This is a genomic window from Pseudogulbenkiania subflava DSM 22618, assembly GCF_900177275.1.
Lineage (GTDB): Bacteria > Pseudomonadota > Gammaproteobacteria > Burkholderiales > Chromobacteriaceae > Pseudogulbenkiania > Pseudogulbenkiania subflava.
Map to the genome: position 1 here is coordinate 23,048 of NZ_FXAG01000017.1, position 22,899 is coordinate 45,946.

Here is a 22,899-nt window from a genome sequence, read left to right on the forward strand (position 1 = left end):
ATGTGTTCCTTACAGACTGATATCCATCAAAGCGGGAAGACGCCCAGGGCAACCGCTGAGATAGTCATGATTAGGGAGGCTGCGAAAAGGAAGGGAATGGTGAACTTCTGGTGCTCGCCGAGCCCGATGCCGGTCAGGCCGACAATGAGGAAGGTGGCGGGGGTCAGCGGGCTCACCGGGAAGCCAGTGGTCATCTGACCGAGTACTGCGGCTTGGGCGATCTGGATAGGGTTCCCGCCGAAGTTCTTGTACACCTCTGCGACTACTGGCATGACGCCGAAATAGAAGGAGTCCGGATCGAACAGCATGGAAAGCGGCATCGAGATGGTGGCCAACACAACGGGGATGTGCTGGGCCATGGCCGGTGGGACGAGGGCGACGGCGGACTGGGCCATCGCCGCCAGCATTTTGGTGCCGGTCATGATCCCGGTGAAGGCGCCGGCGGCCAGCAGGATACCCGCCATCATCAGCGCCGCCTTGGCATGGGCGTCTACGCGGGCCTTCTGCATCTTGACGTCAGGGTAGTTGATCATCAGGGCTAGCACGGTGCCAATCATGAACATGACAACCGGATCGACGATGCCGAAGATCATCACCCCCATTACAATCAAGGTGAGGCCGAGGTTGACCCAGAACAGCTGTGGGCGACGCATTCCACGCTCGTCATCTGTCTGCGTGCGAGGGGACACGCCGTCGGCTGGATTCGTCGTGACCACCTTTGCCCCCACCGAGCGTAATCCGTGCAGGTTGAGGCGACGTTCCTCGCGTTTGCCCAGCAGATAAGCGGTGGTGAAGACGAAGACCAGTCCGATGGCCTGCACAATGATCAATGGATTGAAAATTTCGGTGGCCGGTACCTTGAGGGCAGCCGCAGAGCGAATCATCGGCCCGGTCCAAGGCAGGAAATTGACACCGGCGGCCATGGAGACGACGCAGGCCAGGATCCGTTTGTCCAAGCCGAGGCGTTCGTAGAGCGGCAGCATCGCCGGGATGGTGATGAGGAAACACACCGCACCAGAACCGTCGAGATGGATCAGCAAGGCCAGCAGCGCCGATCCAACAACGATCCGTGGCGGGTGGGTCCCAACCACACGCAGGATGCGGTCGATGATGGGATCCATCAATCCCGCATCGGTGACGATGCCAAAGAAGAGTATGGCGAAGACGAACATGCTGGCGACCGGCGCGATCGACTTGATGCCGTCGACGATGAATTTACTTGTGCCCAATCCGAAACCGCCGATAAGGGCGGCGATGATAGGGACTGCAATGAGCGCCACCAACGGTGACATCTTGTTAGACATGATGGCCATTAGCAGCACGACAATGGTGGCCAAGCCAAGTAGGGCAAGCATAGTTTCTCCTCCAGCGGTTTGCGACGGCTGTCGCGATTCGATGCGGGTCGGTGCCAAAAGCGAAACGCTCCTACGTGTTCTGCTCTGACCCTTACCTCTGTGTGATTCTCATTGTAAAAAACCTTAATTATTAGTAAATTGAATTTATCGGATCACAGTAATTTGTATTTGTTATGCTTCAGGGAATCAGACATATTCGGGCATTTCTCGCCGTCGCTCGCCTCGGCAGTTTTACGCGGGCGGCATCTGAATTGCACGTTTCCCAGCCCGCTCTCACGGTGCAGATTCGCCAACTGGAGGAGTCGCTGAGGGTCCGCCTGTTCGATCGCAATAAGCGGCAGGTGGTACTCACCCAGGTCGGGCGAGATCTGCTTCCATCCCTTGCCCAGGTGCTCACCGATCTGGAATCGGTGATGAGCGCCAGTCAGGATTTGGCCAATCTGAGGCGCGGCTCCGTCTCCGTCGCCACCTTGCCCTCAGTGGCGGCGGGGCTGTTGCCAATGGCGATTCGCCGCTTTGCGGCGGACTATCCGGATATAGCGGTGCATGTCAGCGATGTGGTTGCCGAGCGGACCCTTCAACTCGTCAAGGCCGAAGAAGTGGATTTCGGTATCGGTAGCCGGCTGGTGCCCGACCGGGACATCGAGGTGGTCGATTTTCTCTCCGACCAGCTCTGCGTGTTCTTTCCGGAAGACCATCCGCTTGCCAAGCGTCCGCTGCCGGTGCTGCGCGACGTGATTGCCTATCCCCTGATCCTGACGGCCAGGGGGACCAGCGTCCGCACTCTCGTCGACCGTGCTCTCGAAAAAGAGGATCTGGAGATCACCCTGGCCTGCGAAGCAAACTACATGTCGACGGCAGTAAGCCTGGTGCGTGCGGGGCTGGGCGTCTCCATCCTTCCGGAATCCGCTGTGCATGCCGCCGCCTGCGAGGGCATAGGCATGGCGGCCATCCAGACGGCCGGGCTCACACGCAAGATCGGCATCATCCGCAAGCGAGATCGGTCACTGTCACCGGCGGCCGAACGCTTCATCGAGGTCTTGAAGGAAGCGGCTAAGGTGCCGGTGGCGCACTTCACTACTGCCGCCGGGGAGGAAGTGTCTCCTCGCCCCGGCAGAGTGCCAAAGCCTACGTAGGGCAATCCGCGACTCTGCTCAGGACATGTAGCTAAGTGCCGTAGCGCTCTGCGTCGGCCGTCGCTGGCTGGTACTGCTTCTGCCGGGCGGCCGCCTTCGGGCGCGACAGCAGGTCGAAGCCCAGGATGGGGCTGAAGGCGAACGCCACTTCGCTCTGGCCATGGCAGTCCCTGTACTGGCGCTCGATCCCCATGTCGGCGTAGTGACGCAGCACGCCTTCCATCATCGCCGCCGCCATCGGTTTCCTGTGGCGGTCGACCGTTCCCCATCTTGGCTTCCAAAGGCTGGAAAATCGCACAGCATTTTGCACTGATACGAGGCCTCTCATTTCACAAGTTGGATTTGCCCCTGTATCTCAGGACACCAAACCACCCTTAGCTTGATGTTGCCGCCAGCCGCCTGAACTCCCGTGGGGAACGGTATTTCAGCGCACTGTGCGGGTGATGCTCGTTGTAGTGCTCGAAGGCGATGCCCAGGTTTTGCAAGGCGGTTGCGGCATCCGGTTTCGGCATGTGCGCCACGTAATCCCGCTTTATGGAAGGCTGCCATCGATGTGGTTGGTTCGGGCAACGCCTTCCGACCCATCGTTGACGAAGCTTGGCACTCACATAGCAGCCCTCGGGCGGCGACCAAGCCCAACGCAAACTTCACGACGTAGTTGCACTCCCATGCGATTCACTGCTCGACCTGACCAGTGTCTTGCGGAACTCTTCGACCAAGGGCCTCAGATTGATTTTGTGCCAGGCTGCCCATAGCGGTGTGCGATAGGTCAGCCAGGACAGTTCCCGGAGCATGACGCCCTCGGGCGTCTGGTGGCGAAGGCTCTGCTGGACCGTCGTCACGCCAAGCCCTGCGGCGACAAGACCGAGGGCCGCGAGCGGCTCTGTCGCCTCCATCGAGATCGTTGGGATGAAGCCTGCTTTCGCACAGGCAGCGATCAGCGTGTCGTGCCGCAGAGCACTTTCCTTGTGCTTCACACCAATCCACCTTTGCTCCGCAAGATCGGCCGGCTCGATGACTTGTTTTTCTGCGAGCGGGTGTCCTTTGGGCACGGCCAGAAGCATCGGATCGTTGAGGACCTGCGCAGCCTCAAGATCGGGGTCATCCGGCTGGGGCGGCTCGCAGACCAGAGCGATGTCCAGGCTGCGCTGGCGCAATCCTTCCAACTGGACATCCGACTGCTGGTTGTACAGCGCGATATGCACGGCTGGGCGGCCTTCCCTGAGCTCGCGCAACGCATTGGGCAGCACACCGGAGTGCATGGCGTACTCCAGGTAGCCAATACAGAGCCCGCCTTCGTCGCCTCGGCCAAGCCTTCGCCCCAGCGACTCGAGTCGGTTGGCGTGCGTGAGCAACGCGCGCGTCTCGGCCAGGAAGGTGCGGCCGTCACGCGTCAACCGGATCCGTTGCTGTGATCGCTCGAAAAGCACCAGCCCCAACTTTTCTTCGAGCTGTGCAATCTGTCGGCTCAGTGGCGACTGTGAGATATGGAGGCGCTCAGCAGCGCGCCCGACGTGCTCTTCCTCGGCAACGGCGACGAAGTATTGGAGTTGGCGAATATCTAGCAATTAAGACCTCATGAGACTTAAGTTTGGCAAATTATGTCTTAGACAGACTTAACTGGCAATTCTAAACTGCCTTCACTTTCAACACTTTTGATACATGGAGTGACTATGAGTCTCAAAGACAAACTGGCAGGCAGCGTTCTCGGTTTCGGTACAGCCCCCCTGGGCAACATGTTCCGCAACATCCCTGAAGCTGAGGCCCAGGCCACTGTGGACGCCGCCTGGGATCACGGCGTGCGCTACTTCGACTCCGCGCCTTTCTATGGCGCCGGCCTGTCTGAAATCCGCCTCGGCGACGCCCTGTCACGCCATAAGCGCGACGAGTACGTGCTCAGCACCAAGGTGGGTCGCCTGATCCTGGATGAGCTGGAAGACGCCAGCGCCCGCGACCTGGGTGAGAAAGGCGGCCTGTTCGAGCACGGGCGGGCCAACAAGATGGTCAATGACTACTCGGCCGACGCCACGCTGCGCTCGATCGAAGACAGCCTCAAGCGCCTGAAGACCGATCGTCTCGACATCGTGTGGGTGCATGACATTGCACAGGATTTCTATGGCGACGAATGGCTGTCCTACTTCGAAACTGCTCGCAAGGGTGCGTTCCGAGTGCTGACCCGCCTGCGTGAAGAAGGGGTCATCAAGGCCTGGGGCCTGGGCGTCAACAAGGTCGAGCCCATCGAGCTGACGCTGGATCTGGCCGAAGCCCAGGCCGACGGCTTTCTGCTGGCGGGCCGCTACTCGCTGCTCGACCATGAGCGCGCTCTACAGCGCCTGATGCCGAAGGCGATCGAGCGAAACGCCGAGATCGTGGTTGGCGGTCCGTACAGCTCGGGCATCCTGGCCGGTGGTGCTCACTTTGAATACCAGAAAGCCCCGCCCGAAATCATCGCCAAGGTCGAGCAGATGAAGAGCACTGCACAACGCCATGGCGTAAGCATCAAGGCTGCGGCTCTGCAATTCGTACTGGCCAATCCTGCCGTCGCCGCCGTGATCCCGGGCGCAAGCCGACCGGAGCGGATTGCAGAAGACGCCGCGGCGCGCAAGGAAGTCATCCCGGCTGACTTCTGGCGTGACCTGCGAGAGCAGCACTTAGTGGCCGCGAATGCGCCGCTGCCTGTCGACAACGTTTGATATCGAATTAAGAGGAATCCATCATGGCACAAGCATCTGCAACGATTACCTTGGCAGCGACGCCTGACCGAGTCTGGCAACTGATTGGCGGCTTCGATTCGCTGCCCGACTGGCTGCCGTATATCCCCAAGAGTGTTCTGAGCGAAGGCGGCCGCGTGCGCAGCCTCCTCAATCCCGACGGCGATGCCATCGTTGAGCGCCTCGAGGCCTTCGACAACACCGCGCGCAGCTATACGTACTCGATCCTCCAGGCTCCGTTCCCGGTCACCGGCTACCGCTCCACATTGCGCGTGGTTGGCGTCGACGGAGACCAGTCTGCCCGGGTCGAGTGGTCCGGTGAATTCACGCCCAACGGCGTCAGCAACGAAGAGGCCTCCAACCTGTTCGAAGGCATCTACCGCGACGGCCTGAGCGCACTGGCCGCAACAATGAAAAACAGTGTCTAACTGCCCACCGGCCTGAGCTCGCGTTGGCTAGGGCCAACGCAACTTGCCTGTAGCCCGTGCCCTTTGGTCGACGGGCTTTTGTTTATGCTGGCCAAGCCATGGAGGCATCTGGTCAACCTCCTTGCCTTCATAGGTTGAAAGGGCGGCGAGCGCGAAGGCAAGGTCGTGTTCGTTCCCATCGGCAATGAGCTGGGCCAGCCGCTCGCTGAGGCCATTGGCTAGGTCCGGAAACACAGATGCCAGCCGCCTTCCGCCATCAAAGGGGAAGTGCCGCGGACCCGCGTCGAACCACCGCTGCGCACCCTCAAGCATGAGGTCAGGTGCAGCAGCAAGCGTGGTTCGAAGCCAGTGAACACTGAAGGGGACTGCGTCGTAGTCCGCTGGTGCCTGACCCGTCAACTTGAAGGCTTGCCGGCGCAAAAATCGATAACCCGCCCTGGCCACCGCTTGGCGATGAACGCCGCGATGTCTTCGGAGGCGTATTCGAGGTCCGGATATGGGAGTAGCGCCTCAAGCACAACTTCAGCTTGTTGTTCGTCAAGCGCTTCTATGATGGACCTGTTCATCTACGTCACCGAGGGCATGCGAAGCCAACTGAAGTCCTGTGCTGCAGATAGATAGCGGAGTGCGGGGAGAAACACCTGTTCGATGAGCATGCCCGAATGCTTGTCGTACTGGTCCGCACAGGCGAGCAACGCGTTGCGCACGGCTCGAGCGTTTCCATTGTGGCTCAATTTGCTTAAAATTTCAGCAAATTGATGCGGTTTTGTTCATTTAATAGTCAGATTTACCAGGATTTCGCGTGGCTTGTGGTGTCCGGCAGCAGTTGACCGAGTTTTTCAACAGAATCGGGCAGAAGCGGTCATCGGTAGTGATATTGCAGTGTCTTTTCCTGCCGATTTGAAGGCTTGGCGATATCCATATTCTTAAGCCAAACCACGCATTCCACCAAGTTCAAACTTTCTGGAATGCGGGCTGAGCTCTTCTTGATGCATTTTGCCTTACGCTGATAGCGGCTCACGCCGCCAAGCGAGTTCGGTCCATCCTTGGCGTTGGGCTTCCGCCTGTAGGGTAGCATCCGGGTTCACCGCGTGCGGGTACTGTACGGCCTCCAGCAGTGGAATGTCGTTGAGCGAGTCGCTGTAGCCATGGCTGCCAGCCAACGTTTCCCCTTGCTGCTCCAACCATGCACGCAATCTGGTGATCTTGCCTTCCCGATAACTCAGTACGCCATGGGTTTTACCGGTGTAGGCACCTTCTTTCATTTCCAGCAGAATTCCGATAGCGTCGCTCACCCCCAGGCGCTCGGCGATAGGGCTGACCAAGTGCTCGCCGGTTGCCGAGATGACCAGCAGGCGGTCGCCACGCCGGCGATGCAGCTCGATCTGATGCAGTGCCTGCGGAAAGATGCGCGGCATGATCACTTCCTCGATGAACCGATCGACCCACTTTTTCACCTCGCCATGGGCTAGGCCGCGCAAGGGCATGAGTGTGTAGTCCATGTATTCCTCCATGGCCAGCTGGCCGGCATAGTAGGCGCGCAACAATTCGGTCTCATGCGGCAGCATGTCGGCCGGGGCCAGCCCATGGGCAACCTGGTAGTTCAGCCACAGGCTGGAGCTGTCACCATCAACCAGCGTGTCGTCCAGGTCAAAAATAGCCAGCGCCATTAGTGCACCTCGCGCATTTGTTGACGGTCGATCAAGAGCGCTATTTGGGCGCCCGAAGGCAGCAGGTCATCGGCGCTGCGATTAAGGTGGTCGATCAACAAGGTCGTTCCTTGAGCTTCTACGTGATATCGAATGATGTTGCCGAGCAATTGGTGCTGACGGATGGTCGCAGTCAATGGCACACCCAAATGGGCCGGGTAGCTATGCCCAGGTTCGCTCAGGTGAATGGATTCCGGGCGAATCGCCAAGTGTCCCTTCAACTCAAGGCCCAGCAACCGCTTGGCCTCGGCCGGGGCCAGCAGGTTGTAGCTGCCCATGAAGCGCGCCACAAATTCTGTGGCTGGCTGGGTATACACGGTCTCGGCGGAGCCCTCTTGCACGATACGGCCCTGGTTCATCACGAAAATCCGGTCTGACAGCGTGAGCGCTTCTTCCTGATCATGCGTGACAAACACCGTGGTCAGGCCCAGCCGGCTCTGGATATCACGGATTTCCTCGCGCAGGCTACGGCGAATACGGGCGTCGAGCGCCGACAGTGGCTCATCCAGTAGCAGAATGCGTGGCTCCACCACCAAAGCCCGCGCAAGTGCCACACGCTGGCGCTGGCCGCCCGACAACTCGTGTGGATAGTGGTGCTCCTTGTTGGATAGTTCGACCAAGCGGATCGCCTCGGTCACACGGCGGACCATTTCCTCGGGCTGGCGCCGCTGCATCTTCAGGCCGAAGGCAATGTTCTCGGCCACCGTCATGTTAGGGAACAGCGCATAGCTCTGGAACACCATGCCGATGCCGCGTTTTTGCGGGGCGAGGTGGGTAATGTCTTGCCCTTCGACCCGAATCTGGCCGTGGTCCGCCGCAGTCAACCCCGCCAGGCAGCGCAGCAGGGTGGATTTGCCGCAGCCACTCGGGCCGAGCAGGGTCGCGAACTCGCCCTTTTTGAGGCCAAGCTGAATGTCTTCGAATACAGTGGTGGCGTCGTAACGTTTGGTAAGACCTGAAACTTCAACGTAAAACATAAGGCATCCTATTTAGTCCTGCCGGCCAAACCGGGTGGCAAACCAGGTCAGAACCAGGGTGAACAGGAAATAACTCGTCACCACGGCACTGGTGAAATGGCCGCTGGTGGCACGCATGCTGTAGAGGTAAACCTGCAGGGTTTCATAGCGCGAACCCACCAGGATATTGGCGAACACGAACTCGCCCAGCAGGAAGGAAAACGACAGAAACAGCGACGCCATCAACCCCTTACGCAGATTCGGCAGAATCACATTCAGAAAGGCGCGCGGCGTACTGGCACCCAACAAATAGGCGGCATCCATTAGATCGCGCACATTGAGCGCCTGCAGGCTGTTGGCGAGCGAGCGGTACATAAAGGGCAGGGCAATGGTGAAGTAGCACCCCACCAGAATCCATGGCGTGCCCACCAACGGCAGCGGCCCGCCAGCGAACAACTGCAGCAGCCCCACCGACGCCACCACCGGCGGCATTGCAAACGGCAGCAGGATGAGAATGTTCATCCACCGATCCAGCGACGGGAACCGATAGAACACCACGAACACCGCTGGAACGATGATGATGGTGCTTAGCAGCAGCGTTCCTACACACACCAGCAAGGAATGGCCAAATGCGGTGAGGAATCGCGAGTCTTGCCACAGCTGCCAGTACCACGACAGCGTGATGCCTTCGGGCAGGATGGTGGCTTCCCAGCGCTGGGCGAGTGAATAGAGCAGCGTGGCTACGATCGGGACGGCCAGCAGCAGGATCAACAGGGTCACCACCAAATGATGATAGCGATCAGCGCGCATGGTAGCTCCTCTTGAGTAGCCACTGATTCATCGCCGTGACCAGGGCAAGCAGCGCCACCAGCAATACCGATAGCGCCGCAGCCATATTCGGCTCCAGGTAGACGTTGCCGGAAACCAGACTGGCAATGCGCACCGTGACGAGGTTGAAATTGCCTGCCGTCAGGGCAAAGGCCGTGGCATAGGCGCCCATCGCATTGGCAAACAGCAGGATGAAAGTGCCCAGCAGCGCCGGGGCCAGCACCGGCAGGCCCACGTGCCGCCAGTAAGCCCAGTGGTTCGCTCCCAGTAGCGATGCGGCTTCCTGCCAGTGGTCATCCAACGCATCAAGCGCCGGATAGAGCAGCAACAGCCCGAGTGGCAGCTGAAAGTAGGTGTAAAGCAGAATCAGCCCACTACGTGAATAGAGATGGAAGTCGTCCAGCCAGCCCCACTGCCGGAACAGCAGGGTGAGCGCGCCGTTGGTGCCGACGATGATGATGAAGGCGAACGCCAGCGGCACCCCGGACAGATTGCTGGTCATGTTGATGAAGGCGACCACCGCGTTTTTTAAGCGGCTTTCCACCCGGCGCAACGAGGCCGCGCCGGCCAGGGTAACCAACAACCCAATCACACTGGAGTAGAGCGAGATTCGCAGGCTGTTGTCGAAGGCCTGCAGATAAAACGGCGAGCCCAGGATTTCCTTGAAGTGCCCCAGGGTGAGGCCGTCATCCGACTGGAGGCTGTGGATGACAACCCAGCCCATCGGAGCCAGGCAAAACAGTAGCAGCATCGCAAACATGGGCGTCAGTAACAGCGCTGCCCGCCAATAACGCAGGCGCGGCGCTCTGGCCGTCGTTACGCCGACGGGTACTGAGAGCGGAGAAGAGAGGGTGGTTTTCATGAAGCAAACAACTCCGGATTGCGCGGCTTGTGGTGGGTCAGCCCCAGCAAGTCGGCCACGATGCCGCATAGCTCGGTTTGCCGCACCGGTATCTCGGGACAGTGGCGGAAGCGGTTGCCCAGCAGAAACAGAGGTACCTGGCGCTCATCGGGCAGCAGCCCACCGTGGGTGCGGTCATTGTTCATGCCGTGATCGCTGGTTACCATCACCTGGTAGCCTTCGGCCAGCCAATGTGGCAGATAGCTGGACAACGCGCTGTCGAAGCGGCGCCCGGCATTGCGGTATTGCGGGCTATCCAGGCCGTAGCGGTGACCGGCGTCATCCACGTTCATCGGGTGGATCAACAGAAAGTCCGGGTCATACCGGCGCCGCAGCGACTCGGCATCCAGCAGCAGGTGATCGTCCGGGTAATCGTCGCAGTGGTAGAAGATGCCGTGCTGGATCGGCAACGCGTCATCGTCGGTAAAGCGGTCGCGCACCGCATCATACGGCGCGCGGTTGTAAAGCTCGCTGATCCAGTGATATGCCGCGGCGGCAGTCTTGCGGCCGGTCTGGCGCGCCAGGCTGAAAATGCTGTCCTGGTTGGAGAGGCGTACCACACCGTTGTGTACGATGCCGCTCTCCACCGGCACAACGCCGGTCAGGATACATTCATACAGCGGGCGCGACAGCGAAGGCAAGGCGCACTCCAGGCGGTAGAGGCTGGCTCGGCCAGCCTCACGCAACCCTTGCAGGTAGCCCATGCCATCATGGGCTACCTGCCACGCCAGGCCATCGATCACTATCAGAATGACCTTGCTATGCATCACGGCCTCACTGAACGTTGACCATGACTTGCTCTTGCCACTGACGCGGCAATTGCTTGGTGGACACTTCCCACGCGGCAAAGTCACGGATCGGCTTGGCGGCACGGTACTGCGATGCCGGCAGCAGCTTGGCCTGCACGTCCGCCGGGATCTTCACCGACGCGCGAATCGGGCGGGCATAACCACGTGCCAGGTTGATCTGGCCTTCGTCACTGAAAATGTACTCACGCGCCAGCTTGGCGGCGTTCGGGTGCTTGGCGTATTTGTTGATGATGGTGGTGTAACCGGAGACCACCGACCCATCCTGCGGAATCACAACGCTGAAGCGGGTGCGGTCGATGTGATCACGGTAGCTGAGCGCGTTGAAGTCCCACAGTACGCCCACTTCAATTTCGCCTTTTTCCAGGTTGGCGATGCTCACATCGTTTAGCGACAGACGGCCTTGCTTGGCGAGCTTGCCGAAGAAATCCAGCGCTGGTTTGAGGTTCTTTTCATCCCCGCCCATGGCAAAGGCAGCAGACAGTACGCCGCTGTTGGATTGGGATGCGGTGCCCACGTCGCCTAGCGTGATCTTGTACTTGCCCTTGAGCAGATCGGCCCAGGATTTAGGCTGATCCTTCACCAGCTTGTTGTTGATGATAAAGGCGATGGTGCCGGTATAGGCCAGAGCCCAATTGCCGTCTTTGTCCTTGGCCCAGGCCGGAATCTGGTCCCAGGTAGAAGGCTTGTACGGCTGCGTAACCCCTTTTTGCACTGCGATCGGGCCAAATGCGTGGCCTACGTCACCGATGTCCGCCGTCGCGTCAGCCTTTTCCGCATCGAACTTGGCAATCTCCGGGGCCGAGCTCATATCGGTGTCCTGATGCTGCAAGCCATACTTCTGCGACAGTTGGCTCCAGGTACCTTTCCAGTTGGCCCAGTTGTCTGGCATGCCCAGACTATTAATAGCGCCTTCTTTCTTGGCTGCGCTGATCAAGTTGTTCAAGTCTTGGGCAAAGACCTGCGTCATGGAAAAACTCAGGGCTCCAGCAATGATGCCCGCCATCAGTTTGTTCATGCTTCTCTCCATCTGGACTAGTCAAAAAACAGAGCCGATAGTAGGGAGGCAATATGGCAATCTCATGGTCGAAATGTTGCAGTGCCGTGTATTTTTGATTGCTTTGCAGAATTGAGTGCGCGAAAACGGCGTGGAATTCCGATTTTATGAGGTTCATCTCACTGTAACGAGGGACTGCTAAAAAGAGGGTCACGAAAAATAAATCTGGACTAGTCCTGAGGCAATGATCGATCGCTCCCCCACCCAAATCACTCATATTCGCCAATCGCTTGAGACCCAAATAGAAAGCGGCCTGCTCACCCCGGGGATGAAACTACCGTCCGAGCGAGAACTGAGTGAGCTGTTCTCCACTACCCGCATCACGCTCAAGGATGCGCTGTTGGCGCTGGAAGCCGAGGGGCGCATTTACCGCGAAGAGCGTAGAGGCTGGTTTGTGGCCTATCCAAGGCTTGTCTACAACCCTCTCTATAAGACGTATTTTCAAAAAATGGTGACGCTGCAAAAACGCCAAGTGGAAACCAAGGTGATCGCAGCTAGCCAAATCATGGCAAGCCCTGTGCTGTGCAAGGAGATGGAGCTATCTGCCTTGAGCCGGCTCTATCAGATCAGCCGGCTGCGCTATCTGGATGGTCGTGCGGTTTCATATGTCGAGCATTTTCTCAAGCCAGAGCGTTTCCCCCACATCCTGGAACGAGACCTGTCTCAGTCGCTCACCCTGATGTACGAGCAGCACTACGGCATCCACTTTTCTCGCTCGCGTTTCGATATTTCCCCTTCGGCGGCACGCGGGGAGGTAGCCCATCGCTTGAATCTGGCTGCTGGCAGCCCAATCCTGGCGATCACCCGGGTGAATTATGACCAGCATGGCGCACTGATCGACTGCGATCACGAGTACTGGCGTCACGATGCAGTGCGCATTTCGGTGGATAGCCAGGAGGCGCAGCCTTGGGGAGGTGGAGACCATGCATGAATATCCAATTGAATCATCGCTTGAAAGTATGTCGTTCATGCAATGCATCCAAAATCGATTCAGCGCCCTATTGAGTCACAACGCAGGCGCCCCGGAACAATGGCCTGTTCCCGAGCTCACTCCGGCAATCGCCGCAAAACTACTGGAACGGCTCGACAGCCTACGCCTGTTCGGCCACGCCTATCCCTTTCTGACCAGTCTGACCTCCGGGCAGCACCGACTGATCGATCTGCTCGATTTCGCTTGGCGTCATGAACTGGACGGCGTCTGCATTCATTTGCTGGATGGGGAGGAACGGAGCCTCAGCCGAATGAGCGACGATGAACTGCGCACCGTTGCCGACCGGGCAAGGATGCTGGGGTTGACGATCCATCTGGAGATCAGCAGCACCCAAAAGGCGGACGTGGATCATGTAGTGGAGATCGCGCACGTCATGGGGGTACAGAACGTCCGCGTCTACTCGCGCTATGAGGGGCGGCTGTCCCAGGTCATGGACAGTATCGAAACAGATCTGCGCTACCTGGCGCAACTGGCAGAGCGCTATGACCTCTATTTCGATTTCGAGCAGCATGAGGAGCTCAAGAGCGGGGAAATCGCCACGCTGCTCCGGCGCATAAGCCACCCGCGCCTGAATGCGCTATTCGACTTCGGCAACATGATCAACGCCGGTGAACAGCCATTGCAGGCACTGCACATTTTGGCCCCGCATATCCGGCAGGTGCACATGAAGGGTGTACGCATAGTGCCCGAGGAGCAAGGCTTCGGCCATTACGGCGTGCTGCAGGGTAGCGATGAGGACAACTTGCCGAGCGCACGCATGCTGTTCGAGCTGCTAATGTTGGGCAAGCAGGCGCCACAAGTGATTGCTTTTATCCTGGAACAGGAAAACCACTACATCGCCCCCGCCTTTCGAATGGTCAATGAGGAAAGCGACCCGTATATTCCCTATCGGGAGATGAGCGAAACCCCGTTGCCTCCTGGCTATGCCGTTGAGCAGATGATGGCTAATGAAGAGCGCTGGGCGATCAACCAGATCACTTATGTGCGTGGGGTACTGCAGGAGCTTAGGATTTTGGCGGAGTGCATACTGAAAACGTCCGCTGGCCTAGCTTGTCATTCATGCTGAGGAACTAAGTTCCTCATGCGCTCTTGGTCGATGCTTGCTGTCTGCGAAATGGCTGCCTAGAACGTGTCGTCACAAACAGACGCTCAAGCCATATTCCATGCCAATGTCGGCAACTTGCGTAACACCGGCCATTCGATTGGTTCACTACCGACGGCGGCTTTGGCCGAACTGCTGTCCTTAGGTAACCGTGCCAGGTGTCTGTTCCACTTGGATATAAGCCGCTTCATCGACCACGATAAAACGCGTGCCACGATTCCGGAGCGATCGTTCCACGGAGGTACGCAGGCCCGACAGGCGATTGGCTTGCGCCCCAGCGGGACGGACCACCCGACCGGTCACCGGGTCGACGCCATAGGCCGTCTGCGGCGCGTCGAGTTCGCCTTCCAAGGCATTCGGGATGCGTTGGTAGAACAACCGCCAGGAGAATTCACGCTCGCCAGGCCGGTGCCTCAATGCGGATGGCCGGTATATAGCCTGGATTAGCCGACATAGCTTCCGCCTGGCGTTTCAGTTCGGCCTCGACAAGGAAGTCGCCCAAGGTGGTCTTGTCGACCCCGGTCGGGCCGCAGAGCAGGATGAAGTTGCTCAATGCCTGTGCCTGAGAAGACCTGACTCCGCACATCGCTGAGTCGCTACCGTACCAGACCAGACACTATGCCCCGTACCGCTCGAAGACTTAAGCTGCAGGTGGTGTTGAGCGAATTCATACTGCATAATCCGTCCTTGGCTTGCCTTCTGAAGTCCTTCCATGCTCGACGACATCTCCCCGGCCCCCCTGGGCCTCCACCGATAAGCTGCGCGCCAACATGGAAGTTGCCAAATTCAAGCACCTTGTCCTCGGATTCATCTTCCTGAGGTACATTTCACGAATTTGAAAGGAAATAGCCATCCATGTTTGACATACTCAACCTCCTGTACCTGGGTGCCACGATGCTCGCCAGCATCGTTCTGTATTCGGATGCGGACTATCCTACTCACACCACTATGGCCGAAATCAACTCGGTCACCGAGGTCAGCATGCACAGGGAATGGTGGCGTGAAGATGGTAACGGCAAGTGCCGTTACACCGGTCTGATGGTGCCCTACGTGCGCGACTGGGACGAAGTGGTCAAGACTCGCAACACTGAGACCGTCATTCCGGCAGAACCGGATAAAGTCGCCGGCCAAGCCTTTATCTTCAACAAGAAGGTCTGCAACGGTAAACCGGATGAAGCTATCCTGCGAGTGAATGCGGATGTTCGGACGCGGCCGGTTGTTTTCGAAAAATCGCAGATGTACGCTCAGGATGTGACCGAGCTGAAGGCGGAAGACCGCCCGAAGTGGCTCAAGCAGGTCCTGCAGCGCATCCAGATTGTCGCTGTGCAAGACGAAAAGGCCAAAGCATTTGTTGAGTCCACCGCGCCGACGTTGGCCGCGATGGCAGAAAAAGACGCGCAAAGGAAAGCGGCCCCCGCTACAGTTAGCGAACCGGCTCACTCGGCCGCGGCCAGCTAAGGTTGTTGCTCTACCGCCCAAGCCCCCTTTGGATGGACCCGCTCATCTAGGATTCTGCCCAATTTTGGATGCGCCATAACCCGAGCGCCCCGATTGCTGGTAGCTTGAGTCGCTTGGCTCAAAACACTGCCGGTATTTGCCGGCAAATTTTTTGGCCACGAATGGCTTTATTTGGTATCGATTGGCCAGGATATGGTTATCGGCCGTCGGGCCAAGGGGCCGGCCTCGATAGAATTACCCGTATCCAGGCTACCCTTAGTGTTGGCGCGAGCACCCATCGGTCAGTAAATGCTTTATTTCTGGCCACTTTATGCTTCCGGTCTCAGGCCGCAGAGTGCGATGTTCCGTATCGTGGATAAAAGCGCATGCCAATACCCGCTGCTGCCATAAGGGCTTCCACTCATAGCTTGTAGCCAATTTGCCGCAGAAAATTCTTTCGCCACTGAATGTCGTCGTCGCCTTCGATGCCAGTGGCGCAGAAGCCATCCACTACGCCGAGCACGCTTCGGCCCTGTTCCGTTTCGGCAAGGATGACTTCCGTTGGATTGGCTGTGGCGCAGAAAATGCGACAGACCTCGGGCACCATTTTCACTGCGTTCAGCACGTTCAACGGAAAGTAGCCGTCCCCCAGGAAAATAATGAAACTATGGCCGGCACCGATGGCTTGGGCATTCTTTTGGGCCAGTTCGATCATGGCGGGGTCGGTGCCGGACCATCGCACCAGACATTTGCCGGAGGCTTCGCAGAAGGCGATGCCAAACTGGATGCCGGGGACGGTTGCGACCAGGGTTTCGTGGATGTCCTCGACGGATTTGATGAAGTGTGTTTGACCCAGAATGAAGTTGACCGCTTCCGGCTTGTCGATTTTCTGCACGATGAGCTGCATCTTGAATGTCTCCTTTCCCGCCGTGCCCGATGGGGGGAAATCCAGTGCGGACGGGGGCTTGCGGTCGCGGCTCTGGCCAAAGTGGGTGGGGCCGGGGTATTTCCATCGATTTCTTGGCCGGTCACTTTTTATTCTATGCAGCGCATCGCCAAAGTGAATGGCCGGTTTGGTCGGTTTCGTTCGGGTCTGGATAATGGCCAGGCCCACTTGGTGGTTTTCCCTGGACCGGTATGAAGCGCGTCGACGCGTGCCGGCGGCAGGCTGTAGTACACTCCGCAGGCCGAGGGCATGCCAATGAGGTGTCGCAGGTCATGGGCCGAGGTGCAGTCGACGCCATGCGGCGGCGGTGTCGACGGGGATGCGGCCTGATCGGGCTTGCTGTCCGGCAAAGGCATGGTGCCGTTCTCGCTATCAACAACAATCTGCTGCCCATTTGATGTTTGCAGCATGGCCGTTCTGGCCTGTTTCACAGGATTTCGCTTGCATGGCTCTCCCTAGTATTCTGATCACCGGCTGCTCCAGCGGCATTGGCTATACCGTGGCAAAGGGGCTCAAGGCGCGTGGCTGGCGCGTGTTTGCCAGTTGTCGCCAAGAACAGGACGTGCAGAGGTTGGCCGAAGAGGGGCTGGAGTGTCTGTTGCTGGACGTGGCGGATTCGGCCTCGATCCGCGCCGCGGTCGATGAGGTGTTGGCTCGCACGGGCGGTACGCTCGATGCGCTGTTCAACAACGCGGGTTTCGGCCAACCCGGAGCGGCAGAGGACATCACGCGTGCCGCGCTGCGCGAGCAGTTCGAGACCAACCTGTTCGGTGCCTGGGAGCTGACCAACGCCGTGCTGCCAGCGATGCGCCGCCAGGGGCACGGCCGCATCCTGTTCAACAGCTCGGTGCTCGGCTTCGCCGCGATGAAGTACCGCGGCGCCTACAACGCCAGCAAGTACGCGATGGAAGGGCTGTGCGACACGCTGCGGCTGGAGCTGGAGGGCAGCGGCATCTTCGTTTCACTGGTCGAGCCGGGGCCGATCGAGAGCCGCTTCCGCCCCAACGCGCTGACGCACTTCCTGAAGAACGTCGACATCGAACACAGCGCGCACCGCGCCTCGTACGAGAAGCAACTGGTGCGATTGCGGAAGGAGGGACACGCCGCGCCGTTCACGCTGCCGCCCGAGGCGGTGCTGGATGCGGTGTTGAAGTCCTTGCAGAGCAAGCGCCCGGCGGCGCGCTACCGGGTGACGTTTCCGACAAAATTGTTCTGGTATCTGAAGCGGGTGCTGCCGACGCGTGCGCTGGACTGGGTGCTGCAGCGCGCCGCCTGAGACCGATCTCGCCGCGGGCTCCTGGTGCTAGGCTCATGCGGAGCTTGGGGACTCGTGGTGCGGGTGGCACCCATCGATGATGGGTTGACTCCACCCATCCTACGAGCTTGATGGCCGGCGATGCGCTGCGCGTGCGAATCTCTTGCGGAGATTTGCTCAGCCATGATTCTCATGCCCTACCTGCACATTCCGGTTCCCGCGCTGCGGCGGCATTCAGGCTGCTTTGGCTCGCGCGCCGACGGGAGCAAGTTTGTTCCGAGGGCGATTCAGCTCGCGCAGACGCGGTTACGGCCGTTTTGCTTGGCCTTGTAGAGACGCTCGTCGGCCAGGCGCAGCAGCTCGCGGATATCCGGTGCGGTGGCCGCGGCCATGCCGATGCTGATGGTGTAGCGCACCGTGCCCTTGTGGCTGTCCACTTCTTCCCTTTCCACTTCTTGTCGCAGTTCTTCCAGCCGTTGCGCCAGCGGGTGGGCGGCGTCACGTTTCATCAACACCACGAACTCCTCCCCGCCGAAGCGGGCCACGATGGCGCGCGGGAAGTGCTCGCGCAGCCGGTCGGCCAGGTGCTGGATGACGACGTCGCCGACGTCGTGGCCGAAGCCGTCGTTGATCTGCTTGAAATGGTCGATGTCGATGATGGCGATGCCGTAGGCGCCGCGGATCTTCTGCACTTGTTCGAACAGATGGCGGCGGTTGGACAGCCCGGTGAGCGGGTCGGCATGCGCCAGATGCTCCAGCGTCATCAGGTTTTCGACGAATTCGATGTTGCGCGTGATGCGGCAGGTGAACTCTTCGAAGGTGAAGGGTTTCTGCAGATAATCGTCGGCGCCGGCCTTGAGAAAGCGCGGCGTCATGGTTTTGTCCTGCTGCACCGAGATACCGACGATGGCGAGCCGGGTGTGCGTGTAGAGCCGGCGGATGGCGCTGGTCATCTGCGCGCCGTCCATGCCCGGCATGCCGTAATCGGCCAGCACCAGGCTGACGTCGCTGTGCTCGCGCAGAATCTGCAGCGCCTCTTCGGCATCGACCGCCTCCAGCACCTGGTACAGGTGCCGCCGCAGGTAGTCGCGCAACAGCGAGCGGGTGGTGTGCGAGTCATCCACCACCAGCACCTTGATCTGGGGGTTGCGGTCGATGCGCTTGAGCATGCGCATCAGGTAGTCGAGCGCCGATGGGCTGTCCTTGGGGATGTAGTCCACCACCGGCATGCTCAGGATGTCGTCACGCGTCTGCTGGTCGTTGTGGGCGGTCAGGACGATGGTGGGGATGCCGGCCCGGAACAGCGGCGGCAGCGCTTCGCCGCTGGGGGCGTCCGGCAGGCAGTAGTCCGCCACGGCGGCGCTGAAGCGTGCCTCGCTGGCCAGCTGTTGCTCGAGCTCGGCCAGGCTCATCACCGGCACCGCCTCGAATCCCACTTCTTCGACCATGCGGCAGACCGGGCGGATCAGCATGGTGCTGTCCTCGATGACCAGCACGCGTTTTGGGATTTTCATAAGCAAATCAGGTGGTAATTGCCTTTTTTGATAAGCAATTTATTTAATATCTTGTTGTTTTGACTTTTAGATAGGATAGGCTACGCCTTTTGCCTCATGCTGTCCAAATAACACGGCGGACTCGGAAGGTTGGACCGATTCGGTTTATAATCGATCCCATTTTTCTGCTTTCCTCACGGACACGAATTCAGACCATGGAACTCGCCAAGAGCTTTGAACCGGGCGACATCGAACGCCGCTGGTACACCATCTGGGAAAACGCCGGCTATTTTCAGCCGCACATGGATTCCGACAAGCCGTCGTTCTGCATCCAGCTGCCGCCGCCCAACGTCACCGGCACCCTGCATATGGGCCACGCCTTCAACCAGACCATCATGGACGGTCTGACCCGCTACTACCGCATGAAGGGCGACAACACCGCCTGGATTCCGGGCACCGACCATGCCGGTATCGCCACGCAGATCGTGGTGGAGCGCCAACTGGCCGAGCAGGGCGTGAGCCGCCACGATCTGGGGCGCGAAGCGTTCATCGACAAGGTGTGGGAGTGGAAGAACGTTTCCGGCGGCACCATTACCCAGCAGATGCGCCGTGTCGGCTGCTCGGTGGACTGGAGCCGCGAATACTTCACCATGGACGACACCCGCGCCGGCATCGTCACCGAGGTGTTCGTGCGCCTCTACGAACAGGGACTGATCTACCGCGGCAAGCGCCTGGTGAACTGGGACCCGAAGCTCGGCACCGCCGTATCCGACCTCGAAGTGCTGTCGGAAGAAGAAGACGGTTCGATGTGGCACATCCGCTACCCGGTGGTGGGCAGCGATGAAACCGTGGTGGTCGCCACCACCCGTCCGGAAACGCTGCTGGGCGACGTGGCCGTAGCCATCAACCCGACCGACGAGCGCTACCAGCACCTCCTGGGCAAGATGCTCGAGCTGCCGCTGACCGGCCGCCAGATTCCGGTGATCGCCGACGACTACGTCGACGCCGCCTTCGGTACCGGCTTCGTCAAGATCACCCCGGCGCACGACTTCAACGACTACCAGGTCGGCAAGCGTCACAACACCTCGCTGATCAACGTGATGAGCCTGCAGGCCACCATCCTCGACAAGGCCCAGGTATTCGGCTTCGATGGTTCGGCCTTGGGCACCATCGAGCTGCCGGCCGCCTACGCCGGTCTGCATACCTCCGACGCGCGCAAGAAGATGGTCGCCGACCTCGAGGCGCAGGGCCTCTTGGTGGAAGTGAAGCCGCACAAGCTGATGGTGCCGCGCGGCGACCGCACCGGCTCGGTGATCGAGCCGATGCTGACCGATCAGTGGTTCGTCGCCATGACCAAGGTGGGCGAGGGCGATGCCTCCGGCAAGAGCATTACCGAGAAGGCCATCGATGCCGTCGAATCCGGCCAGGTGCGCTTCATACCGGAAAACTGGGTCAACACCTACAACCAGTGGATGAACAACATCCAGGACTGGTGTATCAGCCGCCAGCTGTGGTGGGGCCATCAGATTCCGGCCTGGTATGACGAAGACGGCAAGGTCTACGTCGGCCGCAGCCTGGAAGAAGCCCAGGCCAAGGCGCCGGGCAAGACGCTGCGCCGCGACGACGACGTGCTCGACACCTGGTTCTCATCCGCGCTGGTGCCGTTCTCCACGCTGGGCTGGCCGGAAGATACGCCGGAACTGCGTGCCTTCGTGCCGTCGCAAGTGCTGGTGACCGGCTACGAGATCATCTTCTTCTGGGTCGCCCGGATGATCATGATGACCACGCACTTCACCGGCAAGGTGCCGTTCAAGGACGTGTACATCCACGGCATGGTACGCGACCACGAAGGCAAGAAGATGTCCAAGTCCGAGGGCAACGTGATCGACCCGGTGGACCTGATCGACGGCATCGCGCTGCAGCCCTTGGTCGAGAAGCGCACCACCGGTCTGCGCCGCCCGGAAAAGGCCCCGCAGATCGCCAAGGCCACCGAGAAGCTGTTCCCGGAAGGCATCCCGCCCTTTGGTAGCGACGCACTGCGCTTCACCATGGCGAGCTACGCCACGCTCGGCCGCTCGGTCAACTTCGACTTCAAGCGCGCCGAAGGCTATCGCAACTTCTGCAACAAGCTGTGGAACGCCACCCGTTTCGTGATGATGAACGTCGAGGGTAAAGACTGCGGCCAGGATGAAAGCCTGCCGCTGGAGTACAGCTTCGTCGATCAGTGGATCATCGGCCGCCTGCAACAGGCCGAAGCCGACGTCACCAACGCGCTGGAAACCTACCGCTTCGACCTCGCCGCGCAGACCATCTACGAGTTCATCTGGAACGAGTACTGCGACTGGTACGTCGAGCTGGCCAAGGTACAGTTGCAGAATGGTAACGAAGCGCAGCAACGCGCCACCCGCCGTACCATCGTGCGTGTGCTGGAAGTGGCGCTGCGCCTGACCCACCCAATCATGCCGTTCATCACCGAAGAGCTGTGGCAGACCGTGGCTCCGCTCGCCAACGCCAACAAGACCGACTCGATCATGATGGCCGCCTGGCCGGTGGCGGTGCCGGAGAAGATCAACGCCGAAGCCAACGCTCGCATGGAAGCGTTCAAGGACATGGTCAACGCGGTGCGCAACCTGCGCGGCGAAATGGGCATCGGCCCGGCCGTGAAGGCCCCGCTGTTCATCGAAACCGCCGACCAGACCCTGGCCGACTACGTGCCCTACCTTAAGCTCTTGTGCCGCCTCACCGATGGTACGCTGCTGGCCAAGCTGCCGGAAGACGATTCCCCGGTGGCAATCAGCGGCGACGCCCGCCTGATGCTGAAGGTAGAAGTGGACAAAGCCGCCGAAACCGCGCGCTTGACCAAGGAAATCGGCAAGGCGGAGGCCGAACTCGCCAAGCTGACAGCCAAGCTGGAAAAACCGGGCTACGTCGACAAGGCGCCGGCGCATCTGGTGGAGCGCGACAAGGCGCAACTGGCCGAGTTCAGCGACAAGCTGGAGAAGCTGAAGGGGCAGATTGAGAAGCTGAAGTAATTGGTATATTGAACGGGTCGCTTTTGCGACCCGTTTTTCTGTGTGTTGTGCAGAGGTGTTTTGGGGGAGGTTATGAAAAATCTTTATTTTGTTGATTATGAAAATTTACCGAGCCTGAGTTTTGAAAAGGTTGATGTCTCTGCCGATCAAGTCGTTATTTTTGTTGGGAAAAATCAGAGCAAAATCAATGTTGATACTGTGATTCAAACGCAGAAGCTTGGCGCAGCCATTGAGTGGATGAAGATGGATGGGTCTGGTCGGAATGCTCTTGATTTTCATATTGCATATTATTTGGGCCATTTTGCAGCCTCTCTTGAGGCTGCAAGGGTGCAATGTAATATATATGTTGTATCCAAGGACGGTGATTACGATATTCTGATAAAGCATGTTCAATCACTTGGGCATCAATGTCACAGATTAACAGCCATTGATCCTGAGGCTATAGTGGTGCCTAAGCCTATAATCAATACGAATCCTGCCCCTTTTGTGCAAATTGTGTCTTCAGAGGGAGCAGGCAATCAAGAAAATAAATTAAATCAGCTTAATTCGGCTCAACAAGTTTATGAGCATCTTGTAGGGCAACTGAAAAAAGTGGATAAATTAAAGCGTCCCCGTACTCGTGCGACGCTGCTCAATCATGTTACGGCGCAATATCAGAAAAAAACTGTGGGGATCGAGATGGAGAAAATTTTGAATCTTTTGATTGCAAACAATAATATCACTGTAAACAATCAAAGGATATCTTACCATTTCTGA

The 22,899-nt window shown here is 59.0% G+C and carries 23 protein-coding genes and 2 pseudogenes; 9 read left to right on the forward strand and 16 right to left on the reverse strand.

Annotated elements, in window-relative coordinates:
* Positions 1 to 26: 26 nt before the first annotated feature.
* The gene (locus B9N72_RS14580) at positions 27 to 1,355 is read right to left on the reverse strand and encodes a CitMHS family transporter (RefSeq protein ID WP_085277034.1); all 1,329 of its coding nucleotides are present in this window, start codon (positions 1,353 to 1,355) and stop codon (positions 27 to 29) included.
* Between the two features lie 173 nt (positions 1,356 to 1,528).
* Between B9N72_RS14580 and B9N72_RS14585 the strand changes: the two genes are divergently transcribed.
* Complete coding sequence (locus B9N72_RS14585) at positions 1,529 to 2,491, forward strand: LysR family transcriptional regulator (RefSeq protein WP_085277035.1); 963 nt, start codon at positions 1,529 to 1,531, stop codon at positions 2,489 to 2,491.
* Positions 2,492 to 2,531: 40 nt separating this feature from the next.
* On the opposite strand, the pseudogene B9N72_RS14590 reads toward B9N72_RS14585, so the two are convergent.
* The 3 genes and pseudogenes from B9N72_RS14590 to B9N72_RS14600 all read right to left on the reverse strand — a co-directional run.
* Positions 2,532 to 2,723 (reverse strand): annotated as a pseudogene (locus B9N72_RS14590) (Tn3 family transposase); the annotation flags it as partial.
* Positions 2,724 to 2,865: 142 nt separating this feature from the next.
* A pseudogene (locus tag B9N72_RS14595) lies at positions 2,866 to 3,030 on the reverse strand (integrase core domain-containing protein); the annotation flags it as partial.
* Between the two features lie 108 nt (positions 3,031 to 3,138).
* On the reverse strand, positions 3,139 to 4,059 hold the full coding sequence (locus B9N72_RS14600; protein WP_085277037.1) for a LysR family transcriptional regulator: 921 nt from the start codon (positions 4,057 to 4,059) through the stop codon (positions 3,139 to 3,141).
* A gap of 105 nt (positions 4,060 to 4,164) precedes the next feature.
* Here B9N72_RS14600 and B9N72_RS14605 point away from each other — a divergent pair, with 105 nt between their 5' ends.
* The gene (locus B9N72_RS14605) at positions 4,165 to 5,184 is read left to right on the forward strand and encodes an aldo/keto reductase (RefSeq protein ID WP_085277038.1); all 1,020 of its coding nucleotides are present in this window, start codon (positions 4,165 to 4,167) and stop codon (positions 5,182 to 5,184) included.
* Between the two features lie 23 nt (positions 5,185 to 5,207).
* Complete coding sequence (locus tag B9N72_RS14610) at positions 5,208 to 5,630, forward strand: SRPBCC family protein (RefSeq protein ID WP_085277039.1); 423 nt, start codon at positions 5,208 to 5,210, stop codon at positions 5,628 to 5,630.
* A gap of 395 nt (positions 5,631 to 6,025) precedes the next feature.
* Here B9N72_RS14610 and B9N72_RS21100 read toward each other — a convergent pair whose 3' ends face one another.
* The 7 genes from B9N72_RS21100 to B9N72_RS14645 form a co-directional block, all read right to left on the reverse strand.
* Positions 6,026 to 6,196 (reverse strand): hypothetical protein, encoded by a 171-nt coding sequence (locus B9N72_RS21100; RefSeq protein ID WP_159453044.1) that lies wholly within the window; start codon positions 6,194 to 6,196, stop codon positions 6,026 to 6,028.
* A gap of 435 nt (positions 6,197 to 6,631) precedes the next feature.
* Entirely contained in the window at positions 6,632 to 7,300 is a 669-nt protein-coding gene (locus B9N72_RS14620; RefSeq protein WP_085277041.1) for an HAD family hydrolase, read from the reverse strand.
* Entirely contained in the window at positions 7,300 to 8,316 is a 1,017-nt protein-coding gene (locus B9N72_RS14625) for an ABC transporter ATP-binding protein (protein WP_085277042.1), read from the reverse strand. Before B9N72_RS14625 ends, B9N72_RS14620 begins: the two co-directional genes overlap by 1 nt.
* A 12-nt stretch (positions 8,317 to 8,328) precedes the next feature.
* Positions 8,329 to 9,105 (reverse strand): ABC transporter permease, encoded by a 777-nt coding sequence (locus B9N72_RS14630; protein ID WP_085277043.1) that lies wholly within the window; start codon positions 9,103 to 9,105, stop codon positions 8,329 to 8,331.
* Positions 9,095 to 9,985 (reverse strand): ABC transporter permease, encoded by an 891-nt coding sequence (locus tag B9N72_RS14635; RefSeq protein WP_085277044.1) that lies wholly within the window; start codon positions 9,983 to 9,985, stop codon positions 9,095 to 9,097. Before B9N72_RS14635 ends, B9N72_RS14630 begins: the two co-directional genes overlap by 11 nt.
* Complete coding sequence (locus B9N72_RS14640; RefSeq protein ID WP_085277045.1) at positions 9,982 to 10,791, reverse strand: alkaline phosphatase family protein; 810 nt, start codon at positions 10,789 to 10,791, stop codon at positions 9,982 to 9,984. Before B9N72_RS14640 ends, B9N72_RS14635 begins: the two co-directional genes overlap by 4 nt.
* A 7-nt stretch (positions 10,792 to 10,798) precedes the next feature.
* Positions 10,799 to 11,848 (reverse strand): ABC transporter substrate-binding protein, encoded by a 1,050-nt coding sequence (locus B9N72_RS14645; protein ID WP_085277046.1) that lies wholly within the window; start codon positions 11,846 to 11,848, stop codon positions 10,799 to 10,801.
* A 223-nt stretch (positions 11,849 to 12,071) separates the two neighbouring features.
* Between B9N72_RS14645 and B9N72_RS14650 the strand changes: the two genes are divergently transcribed.
* Both B9N72_RS14650 and B9N72_RS14655 read left to right on the forward strand, forming a co-directional pair.
* Positions 12,072 to 12,818, forward strand: a complete 747-nt coding sequence (locus B9N72_RS14650; RefSeq protein WP_085277047.1) for a UTRA domain-containing protein — start codon at positions 12,072 to 12,074, stop codon at positions 12,816 to 12,818.
* Positions 12,811 to 13,944 carry a sugar phosphate isomerase/epimerase family protein gene (locus tag B9N72_RS14655; RefSeq protein ID WP_200811001.1) on the forward strand — a complete coding sequence of 378 codons (1,134 nt, stop codon included), beginning with the start codon at positions 12,811 to 12,813 and terminating at the stop codon, positions 13,942 to 13,944. The genes B9N72_RS14650 and B9N72_RS14655 overlap by 8 nt, the downstream gene beginning before the upstream one ends.
* A gap of 177 nt (positions 13,945 to 14,121) precedes the next feature.
* On the opposite strand, the gene B9N72_RS14660 is transcribed toward B9N72_RS14655, so the two are convergent.
* Positions 14,122 to 14,358 (reverse strand): hypothetical protein, encoded by a 237-nt coding sequence (locus B9N72_RS14660; protein ID WP_085277048.1) that lies wholly within the window; start codon positions 14,356 to 14,358, stop codon positions 14,122 to 14,124.
* A 13-nt stretch (positions 14,359 to 14,371) separates the two neighbouring features.
* Positions 14,372 to 14,533 carry a hypothetical protein gene (locus B9N72_RS21105; RefSeq protein WP_159453045.1) on the reverse strand — a complete coding sequence of 54 codons (162 nt, stop codon included), beginning with the start codon at positions 14,531 to 14,533 and terminating at the stop codon, positions 14,372 to 14,374.
* 302 nt (positions 14,534 to 14,835) lie between these two features.
* On the opposite strand from B9N72_RS21105, the gene B9N72_RS14665 reads away from it, so the two are divergent.
* Positions 14,836 to 15,438, forward strand: a complete 603-nt coding sequence (locus B9N72_RS14665) for a hypothetical protein (protein ID WP_085277049.1) — start codon at positions 14,836 to 14,838, stop codon at positions 15,436 to 15,438.
* A 400-nt stretch (positions 15,439 to 15,838) separates the two neighbouring features.
* Here the strand turns inward: B9N72_RS14665 and B9N72_RS14670 are convergent, their stop codons facing one another.
* Together B9N72_RS14670 and B9N72_RS20880 are read right to left on the reverse strand one after the other, a co-directional pair.
* Entirely contained in the window at positions 15,839 to 16,324 is a 486-nt protein-coding gene (locus B9N72_RS14670; protein WP_085277050.1) for an adenosine-specific kinase, read from the reverse strand.
* A 128-nt stretch (positions 16,325 to 16,452) separates the two neighbouring features.
* On the reverse strand, positions 16,453 to 16,794 hold the full coding sequence (locus B9N72_RS20880) for a hypothetical protein (protein WP_143477835.1): 342 nt from the start codon (positions 16,792 to 16,794) through the stop codon (positions 16,453 to 16,455).
* Between the two features lie 14 nt (positions 16,795 to 16,808).
* On the opposite strand from B9N72_RS20880, the gene B9N72_RS14675 reads away from it, so the two are divergent.
* Entirely contained in the window at positions 16,809 to 17,639 is an 831-nt protein-coding gene (locus tag B9N72_RS14675; protein WP_085277051.1) for an SDR family oxidoreductase, read from the forward strand.
* A 266-nt stretch (positions 17,640 to 17,905) separates the two neighbouring features.
* On the opposite strand, the gene B9N72_RS14680 is transcribed toward B9N72_RS14675, so the two are convergent.
* Entirely contained in the window at positions 17,906 to 19,132 is a 1,227-nt protein-coding gene (locus B9N72_RS14680; protein ID WP_085277052.1) for a diguanylate cyclase, read from the reverse strand.
* Between the two features lie 194 nt (positions 19,133 to 19,326).
* Here B9N72_RS14680 and B9N72_RS14685 point away from each other — a divergent pair, with 194 nt between their 5' ends.
* Both B9N72_RS14685 and B9N72_RS20885 read left to right on the forward strand, forming a co-directional pair.
* Positions 19,327 to 22,143: a valine--tRNA ligase gene (locus tag B9N72_RS14685; protein ID WP_085277053.1), complete on the forward strand. Its 2,817-nt coding sequence runs from the start codon at positions 19,327 to 19,329 to the stop codon at positions 22,141 to 22,143.
* A 72-nt stretch (positions 22,144 to 22,215) separates the two neighbouring features.
* The gene (locus B9N72_RS20885) at positions 22,216 to 22,899 is read left to right on the forward strand and encodes a PIN domain-containing protein (protein WP_143477836.1); all 684 of its coding nucleotides are present in this window, start codon (positions 22,216 to 22,218) and stop codon (positions 22,897 to 22,899) included.

What these genes read in the sequence shown, in the direction of transcription:
- B9N72_RS14580 (WP_085277034.1), bottom strand. Translation starts at nt 1,355, where the DNA reads ATGCTTGCCCTACTTGGCTTGGCCACCATTGTCGTGCTGCTAATGGCC.
- B9N72_RS14585 (WP_085277035.1), top strand. Translation starts at nt 1,529, where the DNA reads ATGCTTCAGGGAATCAGACATATTCGGGCATTTCTCGCCGTCGCTCGC.
- B9N72_RS14605 (WP_085277038.1), top strand. Translation starts at nt 4,165, where the DNA reads ATGAGTCTCAAAGACAAACTGGCAGGCAGCGTTCTCGGTTTCGGTACA.
- B9N72_RS14610 (WP_085277039.1), top strand. Translation starts at nt 5,208, where the DNA reads ATGGCACAAGCATCTGCAACGATTACCTTGGCAGCGACGCCTGACCGA.
- B9N72_RS21100 (WP_159453044.1), bottom strand. Translation starts at nt 6,196, where the DNA reads ATGAACAGGTCCATCATAGAAGCGCTTGACGAACAACAAGCTGAAGTT.
- B9N72_RS14620 (WP_085277041.1), bottom strand. Translation starts at nt 7,300, where the DNA reads ATGGCGCTGGCTATTTTTGACCTGGACGACACGCTGGTTGATGGTGAC.
- B9N72_RS14625 (WP_085277042.1), bottom strand. Translation starts at nt 8,316, where the DNA reads ATGTTTTACGTTGAAGTTTCAGGTCTTACCAAACGTTACGACGCCACC.
- B9N72_RS14630 (WP_085277043.1), bottom strand. Translation starts at nt 9,105, where the DNA reads ATGCGCGCTGATCGCTATCATCATTTGGTGGTGACCCTGTTGATCCTG.
- B9N72_RS14635 (WP_085277044.1), bottom strand. Translation starts at nt 9,985, where the DNA reads ATGAAAACCACCCTCTCTTCTCCGCTCTCAGTACCCGTCGGCGTAACG.
- B9N72_RS14640 (WP_085277045.1), bottom strand. Translation starts at nt 10,791, where the DNA reads ATGCATAGCAAGGTCATTCTGATAGTGATCGATGGCCTGGCGTGGCAG.
- B9N72_RS14645 (WP_085277046.1), bottom strand. Translation starts at nt 11,848, where the DNA reads ATGAACAAACTGATGGCGGGCATCATTGCTGGAGCCCTGAGTTTTTCC.
- B9N72_RS14650 (WP_085277047.1), top strand. Translation starts at nt 12,072, where the DNA reads ATGATCGATCGCTCCCCCACCCAAATCACTCATATTCGCCAATCGCTT.
- B9N72_RS14655 (WP_200811001.1), top strand. Translation starts at nt 12,811, where the DNA reads ATGCATGAATATCCAATTGAATCATCGCTTGAAAGTATGTCGTTCATG.
- B9N72_RS14665 (WP_085277049.1), top strand. Translation starts at nt 14,836, where the DNA reads ATGTTTGACATACTCAACCTCCTGTACCTGGGTGCCACGATGCTCGCC.
- B9N72_RS14670 (WP_085277050.1), bottom strand. Translation starts at nt 16,324, where the DNA reads ATGCAGCTCATCGTGCAGAAAATCGACAAGCCGGAAGCGGTCAACTTC.
- B9N72_RS14675 (WP_085277051.1), top strand. Translation starts at nt 16,809, where the DNA reads ATGGCTCTCCCTAGTATTCTGATCACCGGCTGCTCCAGCGGCATTGGC.
- B9N72_RS14680 (WP_085277052.1), bottom strand. Translation starts at nt 19,132, where the DNA reads ATGAAAATCCCAAAACGCGTGCTGGTCATCGAGGACAGCACCATGCTG.
- B9N72_RS14685 (WP_085277053.1), top strand. Translation starts at nt 19,327, where the DNA reads ATGGAACTCGCCAAGAGCTTTGAACCGGGCGACATCGAACGCCGCTGG.
- B9N72_RS20885 (WP_143477836.1), top strand. Translation starts at nt 22,216, where the DNA reads ATGAAAAATCTTTATTTTGTTGATTATGAAAATTTACCGAGCCTGAGT.